Raw genomic sequence first — 13,891 nt, 5'->3', positions numbered from 1 at the left:
AAACTCCATAGGGAATACTTAAGAAAAAGTAAGTGATCAGAAGGGAGAGATTTTGTTGAATACACCTGAGAATAGTCAAATGACTGTGGGAGAAGCGGAAGAATATGGACGGCAGATGGACGCTAAAAACCGCGCTTTAGAGAAAACTCATTATCTGGATGAAACTCCTGTGGAAGAAGGAAAAGTGACACCTCCCCTTTCGGATGAAGAGATTAAGAAACGTACGGGTGCTGGAAATTTTGACAACGTTCAGAATACAGGAGCGATGGGCTCTATTAATAGCTAAACCATTCCTTTACTCGGGATGGTTTTTTGTATGCTATCAATAATTAGAATCCTCTGTTTTCACATGGTACACTAGTGTAGGATTATTAGTTACATAACGAATCTATTGAAGAATGGGGATAACGATAATGACTGAAGTGAAGTTGCTATTTTCACAAGACACGCGAATTCAACAGAATGAGGGGCTAAAAACGTTTGTTAACCAATTAAAGGCTGGATCAGGAAGTACAGTCTTTTCAGAAGGGCAACAATGGTATGTAATGTCAGTAAAAGACGGGAAAACAGGTTGCCTGGAAACCGTTCGTGCGATGGCGGGAACTGCGGCTAGAGAATTGAGCCGTGCGAAAGTATCTTCAGCAACAATAGAAGTTAATGCACTCGGCAAGCAATTTTTAGATGTAGAAACAGAACAAGTAATCACGGCATTTGTAGAAGGCTGGCATTTGGGAGCTTATCAGTTCCTAACGTACAAATCGAATGCAGAACCGTTCAGTACTAAATTAACGATTGAAGGTGCATCTGAAAAAGCTGTTCAAACTGGAGAACAACGTGCTGAAGCGGTCTCGTATTCACGTGATCTGATGAATGAATTATCGGATGTATTGAACCCAGAATCTTATCCAGAGCGTCTGAAAGAAGTGTTCCAAGATACCGATGCAAAAGTCATTGTTCATGACAAAGCGAAGCTAGAAGAGATGAAGATGAACGGCGTTCTTACTGTCGGCAGAGGAAGCCGATATGCTCCATCGTTTGTAGAAGTCTCTTATTGCAAAAATCCTTCCAAACCTTTGGTTGCACTTGTAGGTAAAGGCGTCACATTCGATACAGGCGGAATCAGCTTGAAGAGCGGGAAAGATTTAAGTGATATGAGGATGGACATGGGTGGATCGGCTGCAGTTGCAGGAGCTATGAAACTACTTGTAGAAAGTAAAGCTGATGTCAACGTTGTTGCATTGATACCAATGGTTGAAAATACTCCAGATAATACAGCTGTGTTGCCAGGAGAAGTCATCCAATACAAAAACGGTTATACGGTCCAAGTCGGTAATACGGATGCAGAAGGCCGTTTGATTTTAGCGGATGGATTGCTTCGAGCTGGCGAACTGAACGCAGCTTATGTAGTGGACATCGCAACATTAACTGGATCAATCGAAAATGCACTAGGATCTGATATCGCTGGTGTGTTTGGTGATGATGAACTTGCTATCAAGATGAAAGAGATTGGTGCGAAAAATGGAGATGCGGTATGGCCAATGCCGTTAATCGATGCGTACGATGAAACCTTGCAAAGTGATTATGCAGATTTCAATAATATCAGTTCACTCAGCTTTGCAGGTTCGATTACAGCAGCGCTCTTCTTACGCCGTTTCGTATCCAAAGATACACGCTGGTTGCACGTGGATATGGCAGGTATGATGCAAAAGGCATCAAACTCGGGCTATTATCCAAAGACAGCAACGGGTTATGGCGCACGTTTGTTGGCGGATTACGTGGCGGAGATTTCTAAGTAAGAATAATGGAATGAAGGACCAAAACGCATTGCTCTCAGCAGTGCGTTTTTTCATCGCTCCAAGTTGAAGGAAAAGATATTATTACAAGAGAGGCAATCGTGAATCTGTCCCATTGGTTATGATTTCTGTTATGATAGGCGGACTTATTATAATAGGAGAGTGAAACATGGATACGAATGTGTTTGAAGAAATGGCAAAAAGATACGATACAGAAGATAGAATGGAATTAGCTAAAATCATCGTTAAGGAAGTAAAAAAGGAATTACGAAATAGTGAAACAAAATCTTTAATCGACTATGGAAGTGGTACAGGTCTAATCAGTTTAGAGTTATCCGATTTAGTCGATTCTATTTTGTTAATAGATTCATCTAAACAAATGTTGGAGATAGCGGAAGCGAAAATTTCGCAAAAAGGAATTCCAAATTCAAAAGTACTTCACTCGGATTTTACTGAAGATACTCCTAAACTTAATGCAGATATAGTAATCATGTCACTAGTTCTACTTCATATTCCGGATACTAAAAAGATATTAACAGAAATATTTAATATTCTAAATAACGATGGTAAGCTAATTATTATAGATTTTGATAAAAACGAACAAATCGATCATCCGAAAGTTCACAACGGCTTTTCACATGAAGAGTTGAAAAACAAATTGAAAGAAGTTGGATTTAAGACAGCTGAAATTAGAACATTCCATCATGGAAGTCGTATTTTCATGAAACAAGATGCCTCCATGTTCATATCCAGTAGTATTAAGTGATGACTTATTAGTGTTTTTAAATAGTAAATGAATAGGTGACATGAAGATAGAAATTGCAACTAGATACACCAAAAGCGCATTGCTCATTCAGCAATGCGTTTTTCGTTGTGATCAGTGGAGCAAGTGGGGAATCTAAGATAGTCTAACTTTGAGTACAGAACTCTTTTAATATGTCTCTTGTAAAAGTGCTTTAGATAGTTGCGGTAAATAAATTTTCCAGAAGAACTGAACGTAACTTGAAGAGACGCATGAGTTCGATAAGTTGAGTTATGACTCTTCTATAGTAAGTATTTTTATAATATTTGAGAAGGAATGGGAATATTAGCTAATAAACCATTGTTGAAAATGTTACAATAATACTGTCAATTTGAAATGGATTTTTAAATGGTGAAGTTTCAAGTCATTTGAGTCAGTAAGATTGGAACTAAATAGAAACCAATAGGGGGAAATCACATTGAGAAAACAGGAGTTATATGTAATAGATAAAAAAGAAGGCGTGGAATGGGAATTTGGTAAGTTATTGTCCATGATGGAATATACAAGAGTAACAACATTAGCTGAAGTGAAAGATTTAACAATTGAACAACTGGACTTTCTTATCAATGATGAAGCAAACTCCATCGGTATGCTTCTGGATCATATGAATTCTGTTGAAAAAGCATATCAAATCAATACATTTGAGAAACGTGATTATACGGACGAAGATATTCAGATACTCAATCCAGGATTGGAGCTTGGTACTACAGCAAGGGAACAAATTAAAGGGAATCCGGTTGAATTCTACTTGGAACAACTGGAACATACGAGAGAAAAGACGATTGAGACATTCCAGACATTGCCCGATACATGGTTGTTTGAACAACGGCCATTTTGGGACGGAGAGCTCACAAACAACTATTTCAAGTGGTTCCATGTCATGGAGGATGAATTGAACCACCGTGGCCAAATTAGATTGATTAAGAAGATCATGAGAAAATCAGGGGAATAATAGGAAGTGTAAAGGGTTTTCAAGAATCGGGCCATTATGAAGTATACAAACTGTTGCTTTCCGCTCCAGACGGCACGCTTTCCGACGGGCGTGGCTTGAGCCTCCTCGGTCGCAAAAAACTCTCCCTGCGGGGTCTCAAGGCGAGTGCAAAGATATGCTCTCAACGCTTTGCTTTTGTTCGCAAAAGCCGTTCTTCGTTACGGCTTTCGCTGATCCCTACGGAGTCGGCCGTCTTTCACTCCAAGCAACAGAGCAAATTAATATGAATAGCTTCTTCAAACGAGCTAAGGTAACGAGCTAGCTTGAACAGTTGCTTTCCGTTACGGTGCACGCTTTCCGCGGGTACGGTCTCAGTCGCTTCCTTCGTTTCGTCCAGGGGCTTCGGGTTCCGTAGGAGTCGACGCCTAGACTCCAAAGCAACGGAGCGTATATGCATATGTGAACATACAAGAATCGGGTCAATATTGTGAGTAACGTTATTACGTATTCATGTAGAATAATACCTCAGATTGTGAAGAATTATTTTCACTTAAACTAACTGGCAGTTTAGTGGAAGAAGGATTATTCGTGTCTAACTAGTGGTAGACGAATGTTTGAACTCTTCCTGGACGCTTTCTCTAATCTAAAAAGAAATTAACTATAATAAAAAGGCTGTCGAGAAAGTTTCGACAGCCTGCTTGTCTCAATTATAGTGGCAAAAATTCTTTTTCATATATAGATTGTACTTGTAATAAAACTTTGGGTGCATGCTGCTTAAATTTGACCTCAGCAGGCTTTCCTTTTGAGATATACAATCCAGCTTCATTCGAGGACTTCTCTAACCCATCAAACAAACGGCTTGCCCCTACACTAGGATGCGGACCAAACAAACGGATGAACGGCTGCATGATCAATGGCAAACCTCCATTTCTGCCCTTTCGCATTGTATTGTTATTTCCTGGATCAATGCTGATAATTGTCACACCCTCTCGCTTTAGTTCTTGTGCCAATGCATGTGTCCACAAAGTGATTGCCAACTTCGTCGATGCATAGGGGCCAATCAGTTTCTGAAATTTAGGAGGGTTTGCCAAATCTTCCGGCACGAAAGATTTTTTAAAATTAAACGCATCTGAACTAGTTTGGATAACGATAGCCGGATTTCCCCTTTTTACAAGATCAAGCAGTTCCATTGTGATGATAAAGGGAACCACTGTCTGAATTTCATAATGCAGCTCACGTCCTTGTGGTGAAAAACGTAGGTTCGAGAAACTGCCTCCAGCATTATTGAAGAGAGCATCCAACTTAGTTTCTTTCTCCTTTATTTGCATCAAGGCAGATTTAAGTTGCGTAAAATCAGATAAATCGGCATTATAAATACGGATATCTCCTTGACGGATTTTTTGTTGGAGCGTTAGCTCTTCCTCTGGAAATATAGAGCGAATTAAAGCAACAACCTCCCACCCGTTCTCGATTAATTTTTTCGTAAGTTCCAGTCCTATTCCGCTGTTCGCTCCTGTAACAAGTGCTGTTTTTCTTTTTGACTTTAACATTTTATTTACCTCCTATTAGTGAATGACTGAAGTATAAAACATGGAGCTAACTTCAGGTCAATAGAAAAGAATCAACTTGACCTGGAGTTGACTTCATGTTTTATAATTTATAGATAAGAAGGAGGCATACGTATGTATACCATCAAACAGGCTAGCACTCTTACCAGGTTGAGCATTGATACAATCAGATATTATGAAAAAGCTGGATTGCTTCCAAATATTAACCGGCTTCCGAATGGACATCGGGTCTTTTCACCACCCGATATTGAACGGTTGCTACTGATCCTCTGTATGAAGAAGGCAAGTCTTAGTTTAGAAGAAGTGAAATTATATCTTGATATTGCTGAAACAAGTAATATGACTCCTGAAATGATATCAGGTATGCTCCAGCAGAAGGAAAAAGTTAAAAGTCAAATTGCTCAATTACAGACTGTTTTGGAATTTATCGATGAAAAATTAGCTGAAGGAACATGGCTAAAGAAGAAAGCTTAAAAAATGATATGTCAGTAATTATTCCAGCCATACTATTTGCTAATGTGGTGGTTCAGATGGAAACAAAAAACAAATTTTAGCTAGTAACTATTACTTAGTATGAATCTAGTATCGGTTATTTGGAATAAACTAAAGCCAAAGGGAGTTTTTCACAAAGAAAAGATCCCTTCTATTTATGCTACTAGCAAGGCAGCATTCTTGTAGTAAAATGTTAAAATTGTGACGAATTGAATTTAAAGTAATGTGCTTTACGTTAGTAACGATCTTCAACAATTGGGTCATATTATTGAATAACATTCTTTTATGAAAGATTATCAAACGACGCTTTGAAAAAACTATTTGGAATCAAATAGCATAGTTTTATTCTAAATGGTAAAACAGGGGAGGCAATATGCTTCACCTGTTTCGTCACTTTTAACCAATTCTAATCATGTATAATTATTTTATTTTTAAAAATATTTTGTTGAAGGTACTTAACGGAGGAGAGCTAACTTGGAAATCACAACAGAAAGATTAAAAATTAGACCTTTTAAGAATACTGATTTACATGATGTATTTGCCATTTATAATAATGATGACTCGTGTAAATTTCTTTTACATGATAAGTGGACTAATGAAGATATGCAGAAAAAATTTAATAAGAAGCAAGCAAACAGTATACTCAAAAAGGAATCAATGTTAAGTTTAGCAGTTCTATATAATTCTAAAGTGGTTGGTGATTTATCCGTATGGTACACAGATATGAAAGACACTGTCGAGATTGGTTATAGTTTTTCAAATGAAGTAGCAGGAAGAGGATTGGCAACAGAAGCAGTAAATAGTTTGGTCAATAAATTATTTGATGAGTTTAATGTACATCGTATACAAGCTATTTTGGATGCAAGGAATACAGCATCACAAAAATTATGTGAACGAATAGGCATGAGAAAGGAAGCCCATTTCGTTCAAAATTATTGGAATAAAAATGAATGGACAGATAGTATTGTATATGGAATGCTACACTCCGATTTGTAGTAAAAAGCTTCGTTATTTAATTGTGCGTACGTGGTGCTTTAGTTTAATAAGGAATACTGAAGTCAACATACTATTTGTTGGCTTTTTTATGTCGCATTTGGACCATAACGTGTTGTAAAAACACCTTTTATAAGGTGTTTTTTAATTACTCCGAATTGGTTGATTATGGTACGATGGTGATAGATTTTGTTCTAAAATCAGGCAATTATCTGGAGTGGATTAGAAAATAATCAATTTTAAGTAAATGGAGGGATTGATTAGAATGATGATTTTAGCACCATTACTTGTGACTATTTTATCGGGAAGCATTGTACTGTTGATCACATGGAGCTTAACAAAAAAAGGTATTTCTTTACTTTTATGAAATCTACCGGGAGTCCCTACAGTAATAGCTACAAAAATGCTATTTTACATTGGTTTTGTAACTGTTAGAGGATTTGAAGTAGCAGCGTATTTAATTCTTGCTCTATTTTTAGTTGCTTTTGCACTAGCTGCTTTTGTAATGACAAACGTAATGACAAAAATTGTGGTTATAGCAAAGTAATAATAACTTTCGTCTTTTCGGTAATCGGGGGGAGATTTTGGTATAAGGATCTACGCCCATTCAGTAATAGGACCACATCGTTGAATAAAACATAATCAATTAGGGGTGAGGGAAATGGCGGGGATTACGGAAACTCCTATTGGGAATTTGAAAAGGGTTCCTCAAATTTTAAATTTGAATGGGACTCTAGAACAATATGGAAAGTATAGGCACGGATATCCACCTGAGCTGCTTAAGAAATTAAAGGAATTCGGGATTGGTATAAAGAATCAAAATGTTCTCGACATCGGAACATCTAATGGTTTATTTGCAAGGGACTTAGCTAATCAGGGCTGTATGGTAACTGGAATTGATTTGTCTACTGAATTAATAGAACAAGCACAACAGATTAACGAAAGAGATCAAATGCCAATAAAATATTTAGTAGGAAATGCAGAAAGTCTTCCATTTGAAGATTCATCCTTTGAAATTGTTACAGCAGTTTATTGTTGGCATTGGTTTAATAAGTTAAAAGTGGCTAAAGAGGTTAAACGTGTTCTTCAAGAAAACGGGAAACTTGCGATTATTAATTATGAGTGGGTCCCCTCCCTAAGCGATATTGCCTTACATACACAAAATTTAATTGAGGAATTCAATGAGTCATCTAAAAAGAACAACGACACAATGATTTATCCCGAATGGGTAGATGACATTTATAAAGCTGGTTTCTCAGAAGTTGAAACATTTTCATTTGACGTTAACGTAAATTACACCATTGAAAGTTGGATTGGAAGAATTCAAGCCAGTCCTGAAGTTGGTGGTGCTTTAGAAGAAAAGGATATTGAATTATTTAGCGACAGACTTGAAAGTTATTTAAGAAAACGGGCTGTTACTTATTTCAAAATTCCTTATAAGGTTTTTGCAATTATCGGCAAAGCATAGATTTAAAAGATCTGAACCAGTGAGTGCGATTATGGAACAAGGATTTGCGCCCGTTAAGCAATAGGCCCATTTAGTGGAGTAAGTAGTTTTGAGCTATCGAACTAGGCAGTTAAAGAATACTATCATCGTAATTAATTCTATAAGCTTTTGGGGGATATTGAGTGGATAATGATAGCTTGTTAAAAAACGTAAATACATTAATACTAATGCAAGCTAACGGTCTTTTAGGTGGAGAAGTAATGCCTGAAGATGTGTTAGTTAATATTGTTGAAGAAGATAAGCTTATGGACGTTTTAACATTAGGAATGTCTTTAAATTATCAGAGAAACTCTTATTCATTGTGGGAATCCGTTGTTAAAACCTATCAAGATGAGCAAACAAAATGGATATTTGACCCTATTACTGTTGCAAACAAAGAAATAGATGAACTTCGAGAGGCATTACTAGTACATCGCGTGGGATTACAACCAAATCGCCATTCCGAAATCTGGCGTCGAGTAGCCAAAGGGATTGTGAATTCTTCAGAACAAGGAGATGTGTTGGGATTAATTGAATCTGGTAATTTCGATGTTTCAATCTTAAAAGAGACAATGCAAGTATCAAGAAAGACTGATTTTCCATACCTTTCTGGACCGAAGATATTTAATTATTGGTTATACGTTTTAGAAACTTATATGAAGATCAGTTGGAAATCTCGAGAACTAATCACTATTGCTCCAGATACGCATATTCTAAAAGCTACTGTAAAACTAGGTTTATGTTCAGAGGAAGTACTTAATGGTGGAGCAGATGATCGTATGGCTGTCGCTTTTGCCTGGGAAAAGGCATTAAAAGGCAGTGAGTTAGCACCGATAGATATTCATATTCCATTATGGTTATGGAGTAGGGCTGGTTTTCCTCAACTAACTTTGACTTAAAATCTTTTTGCTCTGTTAATGGGTGCAATTGGGCCAATTTGCTGAAAAACACTATAAAAAGCAAAAGTTGATCAAGTGAAGAATATAAACATTGGTATAGCATTTGGCGATGATTCGCCCGACATCTCAAATTTTAGAGGAGGAGACGTTTCGATGGAATTTAAAGGACCTAGTGTTTATGATCAAACGGATTTTTTAAAAAACTACATGACTAGAAGAAACAGAATCGATAGTCCGAATAATGCCATAGAAGGCCCAATTATGTATGAGTTAATTGGTAGCTTTCAAGATAGTAGTGTCTTAGATTTAGGGTGTGGAGATGCTTCTTTCGGAAAAGAACTCTTACATTTAGGAGCAAAAAACTATACAGGAGTAGAAGGTTCGGAACAAATGGTGGAAGTGGCACGCTCTAACATACTTGAACAAAACGGGACAATACACTTTGAAACAATGGAATCTTATGATTATCCAAAAGAGGCATTTGATCTTGTTACATCTCGATTTGCAATCCATTATGTTTCAGACATTAACCGCCTGTTTCAAGATGTTCATAAAACACTTAAAGAAAACGGGAGATTTACTTTTAGTATCCAGCATCCACTTACAACTTCGTCTTTTGCTAGTAAGCAATCTGGAGATAAACGTAGTAATTGGATTGTCGATGACTACTTCCATGAAGGAGAAAGAAAAGAGCCTTGGATTGACCAAATAGTGGTTAAGTATCATCGAACAATCGAAAATTATTTTATAGCACTTAAGCAAGCAGGCTTTTCAGTTCTAGATCTACGCGAGGGTACACCGAAGCGTGAACATTTTAATAGTGAAGAAGAATTTGTTAGAAGACAACGAATACCAATTATACTAGCTTTTTCGTGTGCGAAGTAAATAAATATATTAATATTGAAAGTTGAACAAACCGTGGCAATTCTTGAACAAGGATTTGCGCCCGAGAAACAATATGGCCGGATTAGTTAACTATGATTTAAGGATATTAACTGCTTTAGAGAAGAATAAAGATTGGGAATTATATTTAGAATTTTCGTGTAAGTAATATAGATAGCTTAATGGGGGCTAATCATGTTATTTATCTTCATAGTATTTTCAATACCTGTTTATGGGTTTTGTATTTGGAGCTTCTATGAACCAGAAGATAGTTTTTTCTTTTTAGACCGCTGGAGATATAAAGAAATCCCTGAGTTGTCTGATGTTCAAGTTAAGTTGATCAGAATTGGAAGTATAATTATTATGATCCTATGGACTATATTACTTATTAAAGTTGCAATTGATAGCTTTACACCTGACTCACCATTACCAGAAATTCAAGTAATGGGGGCAGTTCTGGCATGAGAACTGTCCTATAATAGGGCCATATCACGTTTCAAAGAAAAGTTGAGATATTAGTAGGTTGGTGATTCAGAATATAATAACAACTTACGATTGAGTAATAGCGTCTATATTAAGAAGAGGTGCGGCCATGAGAAGAATGGTTATGTTAATTATCGTAATTGGACTTGTATTAGTTGGATGTAGTCAAGATGAAACAAATGATAATAACGAAAAAAATACTCTTTTATTCTCGGCGATAATAAACTCAGATAGTGCTACAAAAACAGTTATTACATCAAGCACAGAACAGAAAATAGCACAAGTTTCCTCTGGATATGTTGCTAAGAATGAAATCGAGCTATCTTCTGAGGATTTTGATACGGCTTATGAGATGTGTGTGCAAGCGTTGACTAACTATTATTATGCAGTCTGGAATGGCTCTGCCATTGATTTGCATACATTTTTTGATAACAATAACCTTAAAAAGTATACGGAGAAGAAGATACAATCCCAATATGAACAGTTTGGAAATTTGAATAGTAAGGTGAAAAATATTGAGATTGACGCTTGGGAAGTAGAATATACTGATGACGCGTATGGAGGTTATCTCTATTTAAACATACCTGTGAACATTAAAAAGTTTACAGGTGGTTATGGTGAAGGTGCTGAATTTCTAGTACGTAATGTGAAAGGCAAGTTAGTCATTGTTGATTGGTATACTGGTGGAAAAGATAGTTATGATTTTATGGTGCGTGGAGAAAATCTAACGATTGACAACCCTAATATTTGGAATGATAGTGAATGGGTAAAGAAGTTAAATAGTAAACAGAATGATTTTTTAGGCGGAAGTCGATAAGTTAGTAATTTGTACTTTTACTCTCTAATCCCTAATAATCACTAGCTTTTGTAAAGGTATTTACTTTGCAAATGTGGGCGATTGCATAATAGGGATTGCCCTCGACTACATAAGGGTCAGATATAAATCTTGAAGAATGGGCAATTCAACAAGGTGCAGTAGCTATAACTTTAAACAGCGGTAATTGAGAAGAGTGTCAAGCGGCACATACTTTTTACAAAAGTAATGGCTATGTGGTAAAAGTACGGGGTTTTCAAAAAATATAACTTGAGATCAGGGACATCGACAAACGGGCCATTTTGATGAAGAAGATTGAGATTGTGAATTGTAAATGATCGGAGTGGAAATTGAATGAATAACAATTTTTACAATATTGCCGTTCATGTTGTCAATTTGATCCTATTGGGATTTATTTATTTTTTTTGGGTTTTAGCTTCTTTAGTTAGCGCACCCATAGATGATAGCGTATTTCACTACTTTTCTATTGGTTTTATGTTCGTCCTGTGGGCAGTTAATTATTGGCTCCAATATAAATCCAAGAAGAAAAAATGGTATCTGCCATTAGCTGGAACTGTCTTTTACTTTGCGATCGTTTTGTTTGTCTTGGGGTATGTTTACCCATTCATAGACCGATTGTTAATTAAATAATCTTTTCATAATCGGGGGCGTTTGTTTGATTTACAAGTCACAATCTGACCTAAAAAAAGGAGTTGCCCTTTGTCAGCAACAGGGATGGCAAGTTAATACAATAATAAATACATCCGCTATTCCTTAAACATTAAACAACGCTTTGTTAATTTTCAAAAACTATTATTTTGTTCATGTAGCGATGAAATAATGGTTTTTCTATTTGTTTGAGTATAATCCATAGTAACCTTTGATATGTTATATAATTAAATTTAAGAATATATTGTTAATCTGATAATTCTATAGTTATCTTATAATTTAGACTTGGGGTGAAATTGATTTGGCAACATCTAGTTTAATTACCCGGTGGAACTTAGAATCTCTTCAATATAAAACTGATATGAAAAATTTTAAAAGCCAATTGGACATAGTTAAGAAAAAGTTGATTAAAATCGAGAATGAGTTAGCTTTAGCTGTCTTAAAGGATAGTCAACTACTAACACTTTGGCGAGTAATCAAACAAATTGAATCAGCTGAATCCTTTTATTACTGTTTAACCATTGAAGATATTGAGCCTTCCCAACTAACCTCCATAAACGGAACCATCTCAACCTTAAAATCCCAAGTGTATTCTATTATTTCTAGGTTGGAAGAAAGACTTACCGAAATGAATGAAATACAGCTTACAGAGTGGTCGAATAGTATTAAGCAGGTGAATTTTCTTGCAGAGTTAGTAAACTATCAAGAAAGTGACAGTAAGAAGGAAAAGATGATTTCAAACTTTTCTCGAGAAGTGTTATGTAGTCTTGAAGACCTCTATAGTCAAGTTATAAACAACCTGAAAATAGAAATAGGTCATGGCAAAGAAAGGACTCAAGTATCCTATTCGGAAGCGATGGAACAAGCTTTAGCACATCCGGAAAAGGAGGAAAGACTTCATGTGTTTGCTGAACTGAATAAAACCTTAGAAACGCAATCGAATATCTTTGCTTCAATCTATAATCAAATGGTTGGAATCAGACTTAACGAAAATAAAATTAAGAAGACGAATCACCTTGACGAATCCCTGGGTTTTAATGGTATAACTAGTCAAACGCTTGATGCCATGTGGGAGGCAGTTGATACTAATATGAAAGAACTTTCAAGTTATTTTATCAAGAAAAAAGAAGTCGGAACCCAAAAAATATCATGGCATGATTTGATGATGTCATCTCAAAATGATTCTTTTTCGATTTCATTCCAACATGCTACTGATGAAATAATCAATTCACTTGCACCTATTGATGACAATATGTCCGAGTTTGTAAAAGAAGCCATTAAAAAAGGGTGGGTAGATGCAGTGCCAAGCAAAACAAAATCATCTGGGGGATTTTGTGCGCCTTTTATTCAAGAGGGTGAATCACGTATTTCATTAAGTTATGACAACACCTTGGATAGTGCTAGAAGGCTTGCACATGAACTGGGTCATGCTTGGCACTTTAAACAGATCAAAGATACCCCTTCACTGCGATTTACAGATGACCTATTGGAAATGACAATGGCAGAAACGTCTTCTATATTTTTTGAAACAGTATTCATCAATCATATGCTACAAAATACCACCGAAACATCAGTCGAAAGAGCGGTTTTAGGACAGAAGATTGAACGCAGCCTTAATTACTTGATGTCGATAAGAGCAGCGTTTTTATTTGAAAACGAGTTTTATAAATATCGAAAAGATAGCCCATTGGATGTTAAACAAATAGAAGAACTTTCGTTAAGGTGTCAGGAAAAAGCATATGGAAGCAGTTTAAGTAAATATGAGCCTTATTTATGGATAAAATATGAGCAGTTCTACCAAGCAACTATTCCTGTTTACAATTATCCATACTCATTTGGATTTTTATTTAGTCTCGGACTTTTGGAAGAGGCTAAAGAAGATAGGCAATTCAAACGGAAGTTTCAAGAGTTCTTGGGTGAAACTGGAAGACTGCCCTTAGAACAGTTGGTTAAAAATAATTTCCAAATAGATCTTTCAAGTAGTGAATTTTGGCAACGTGCGGTAAGAAATATAGTCAGAGATATTGAGCGGTATAAACAGCTCACCTAAAACTTTTAGCGGTGGATTGGAAGCTATAT

At 36.2% G+C, this 13,891-nt stretch carries 13 protein-coding genes; 12 read left to right on the top strand and 1 reads right to left on the bottom strand.

Going from position 1 to position 13,891, the window contains the following annotated elements:
- Positions 1-55: 55 nt before the first annotated feature.
- From N693_RS0118345 to N693_RS0118330, 4 genes are all read left to right on the top strand, one after another.
- On the top strand, positions 56-286 hold the full coding sequence (locus N693_RS0118345; protein WP_156028966.1) for a hypothetical protein: 231 nt from the start codon (positions 56-58) through the stop codon (positions 284-286).
- Positions 287-413: 127 nt separating this feature from the next.
- The gene (locus tag N693_RS0118340; protein ID WP_037593647.1) at positions 414-1,796 is read left to right on the top strand and encodes a M17 family metallopeptidase; all 1,383 of its coding nucleotides are present in this window, start codon (positions 414-416) and stop codon (positions 1,794-1,796) included.
- Between the two features lie 166 nt (positions 1,797-1,962).
- On the top strand, positions 1,963-2,559 hold the full coding sequence (locus tag N693_RS0118335) for a class I SAM-dependent methyltransferase (protein ID WP_025786322.1): 597 nt from the start codon (positions 1,963-1,965) through the stop codon (positions 2,557-2,559).
- 526 nt (positions 2,560-3,085) lie between these two features.
- Positions 3,086-3,547 (top strand): DinB family protein, encoded by a 462-nt coding sequence (locus tag N693_RS0118330; protein ID WP_051508790.1) that lies wholly within the window; start codon positions 3,086-3,088, stop codon positions 3,545-3,547.
- A gap of 686 nt (positions 3,548-4,233) precedes the next feature.
- Here the strand turns inward: N693_RS0118330 and N693_RS0118325 are convergent.
- Positions 4,234-5,076, bottom strand: a complete 843-nt coding sequence (locus N693_RS0118325) for an SDR family NAD(P)-dependent oxidoreductase (RefSeq protein ID WP_025786320.1) — start codon at positions 5,074-5,076, stop codon at positions 4,234-4,236.
- 132 nt (positions 5,077-5,208) lie between these two features.
- On the opposite strand from N693_RS0118325, the gene N693_RS0118320 reads away from it, so the two are divergent.
- The 8 genes from N693_RS0118320 to N693_RS0118275 all read left to right on the top strand — a co-directional run bounded on the left by N693_RS0118320 (position 5,209) and on the right by N693_RS0118275 (position 13,862).
- The gene (locus N693_RS0118320) at positions 5,209-5,568 is read left to right on the top strand and encodes a MerR family transcriptional regulator (protein ID WP_025786319.1); all 360 of its coding nucleotides are present in this window, start codon (positions 5,209-5,211) and stop codon (positions 5,566-5,568) included.
- A gap of 492 nt (positions 5,569-6,060) precedes the next feature.
- Entirely contained in the window at positions 6,061-6,582 is a 522-nt protein-coding gene (locus N693_RS0118315) for a GNAT family N-acetyltransferase (RefSeq protein WP_025786318.1), read from the top strand.
- Between the two features lie 658 nt (positions 6,583-7,240).
- Positions 7,241-8,047 carry a class I SAM-dependent methyltransferase gene (locus N693_RS0118305; RefSeq protein WP_025786317.1) on the top strand — a complete coding sequence of 269 codons (807 nt, stop codon included), beginning with the start codon at positions 7,241-7,243 and terminating at the stop codon, positions 8,045-8,047.
- A 161-nt stretch (positions 8,048-8,208) separates the two neighbouring features.
- A complete protein-coding gene (locus N693_RS0118300; RefSeq protein WP_025786316.1) occupies positions 8,209-8,964 on the top strand; it encodes a hypothetical protein in 756 nt (251 codons plus the stop codon).
- Between the two features lie 153 nt (positions 8,965-9,117).
- Positions 9,118-9,849: a class I SAM-dependent methyltransferase gene (locus N693_RS0118295; RefSeq protein ID WP_025786315.1), complete on the top strand. Its 732-nt coding sequence runs from the start codon at positions 9,118-9,120 to the stop codon at positions 9,847-9,849.
- Positions 9,850-10,041: 192 nt separating this feature from the next.
- Complete coding sequence (locus N693_RS19535) at positions 10,042-10,311, top strand: hypothetical protein (RefSeq protein ID WP_025786314.1); 270 nt, start codon at positions 10,042-10,044, stop codon at positions 10,309-10,311.
- 127 nt (positions 10,312-10,438) lie between these two features.
- Positions 10,439-11,146 (top strand): hypothetical protein, encoded by a 708-nt coding sequence (locus N693_RS0118285; protein ID WP_025786313.1) that lies wholly within the window; start codon positions 10,439-10,441, stop codon positions 11,144-11,146.
- Between the two features lie 967 nt (positions 11,147-12,113).
- Complete coding sequence (locus tag N693_RS0118275) at positions 12,114-13,862, top strand: M3 family metallopeptidase (protein ID WP_025786311.1); 1,749 nt, start codon at positions 12,114-12,116, stop codon at positions 13,860-13,862.
- Positions 13,863-13,891 lie beyond the last annotated feature (29 nt).

Source organism: Sporosarcina sp. D27 (genome assembly GCF_000586555.1).
Classification (GTDB): domain Bacteria; phylum Bacillota; class Bacilli; order Bacillales_A; family Planococcaceae; genus Sporosarcina.
Note: the sequence above shows the minus strand (reverse complement) of the source record. Positions and strands in the feature narration are given on the sequence as shown.